At 41.0% G+C, this 1,611-nt stretch carries 1 protein-coding gene; it reads left to right on the plus strand.

Annotated elements, in window-relative coordinates; translation table 11 throughout:
* Positions 1 to 83: 83 nt before the first annotated feature.
* A complete protein-coding gene (locus tag ACFI34_RS18700) occupies positions 84 to 1,127 on the plus strand; it encodes an IS110 family RNA-guided transposase (RefSeq protein ID WP_462674587.1) in 1,044 nt (347 codons plus the stop codon).
* Positions 1,128 to 1,611 lie beyond the last annotated feature (484 nt).

Consider the following 1,611-nt stretch of genomic DNA (forward strand, 5'->3'; position numbering starts at 1 on the left):
CTTGATACTCATTGAGCCTCCTCCCCAGCATCGCGATTATTCGCTACGCTGAAAAGGCAACCAACCTTACAGGAGAAAGCTCAATGAACTTTTACAATAACATGCATCCATATTATTGTGGAATCGATTTACACGCGCGATTACTTTACGTCTGTATCATTGATAATACAGGACTTATCCTTGTTCACAAGAAAATTAAAGATGACCCAGAAGCACTACTAAAACTACTTAAACCGTATACCGGTGACATTGTGGTTGGCGTAGAATGCATGCATTGCTGGTATTGGGTCGCTGACTTTTGTAAAGAACACACTATCGACTTTATTCTCGGTCATGCGTTATATATGAAGGCGATTCATGGCGGTAAAGCCAAAAACGATAAAATAGATTCATATAAAATTGCCAAACTCATCCGTGGGGGGAACTTTCCACTTGCTTATGTGTATGACAAAGATATGCGTGCTACGCGCGACTTATTACGCAGAAGAACTAAAATTGTTCGCCACGGAGCTGATTTAAAAGCCCATGTCGCCAATACCGCCAGCCAGTACAATTTACCTGCCCACAACGTGAATTTAAAGAACGTCTGCGACAGAGAAAAGATGCGCTACTACTTCCCTGACCCCGTTGTGCAACGATCCATTAATTTAAATATGGCCATACTCGATTGCTATCACAGCGAGCTTAAGCCTTTAGAGCATTATATTGAACAAATGGCCAAGCAACACAATCCTGTTCACCTTAATATCTTGCAAACAATAAATGGTATAGGCCGCATTCTCGCACTTACCATTATTTATGAAATTGGTGACATTAATCGCTTTTCAAGCGTACAAAAGTTCGCTTCATATAGTCGGTTAGTCAAATGTAAAGCAGAGTCTGCCGGCAAAACCTATGGCACCCAAGGCAACAAAATTGGCAATGCACATCTAAAATGGGCGTTCTCCGAAGCCGCTGTATTGCTGCTGCGTCACAATCACAACGCCAACAAATACCTCGAAAAACTACAAAAACGAATGAGTAAAGCCAAAGCACTGTCAGCGCTTGCGCATAAGCTTGGTCGCTGTGTTTATTATATGCTTAAAAAAGAGACGGTATTCGATGAAGCAAAATTCTTAAAGAGTTAGTCACGGTATTGAGTGAGCTGAACATCTAACTGGATATAAGGCTGAGCATCAATCAATTGGGTGAGTTAATAACCAACAAGTTTTAACCTGATTATATGCCTACAGACCTAAGCCACTTGTCTTGATTAGACGCTCAGTACGCGTGCATTAATAAAATAAACAAAGTCGCTTACACCTGACTTGAGCCTGAAACTAACTGGATCATAATGATGAAACCAGCCGCCTTGAATAGTGCCATGATGAGGTTAACCGATGAATGTCTAGTGCCCCAGCAACCCCAAAAGGATATGGGAAAAAGCTGGCTGCGATGAGATCGCAATAAGAGAGCCTCTATATGTGTTTGCCGTAAGCTACTTGCTTAACAGCCGCATCGACATACAAAGTAAACGAATTTGTTTATTGATTTAGAATTGACCGTCAATTTATAAAAACGGTCAAAAAGAAAACTAATGCCTATTGACAGAGTTAAGGCTCATATGTGTTA

The organism is Pseudoalteromonas sp. PSi26 (genome assembly GCF_054960575.1).

Coding starts and splice junctions, on each gene's coding strand:
- ACFI34_RS18700 (WP_462674587.1), top strand. CDS start 84: ATGAACTTTTACAATAACATGCATCCATATTATTGTGGAATCGATTTA.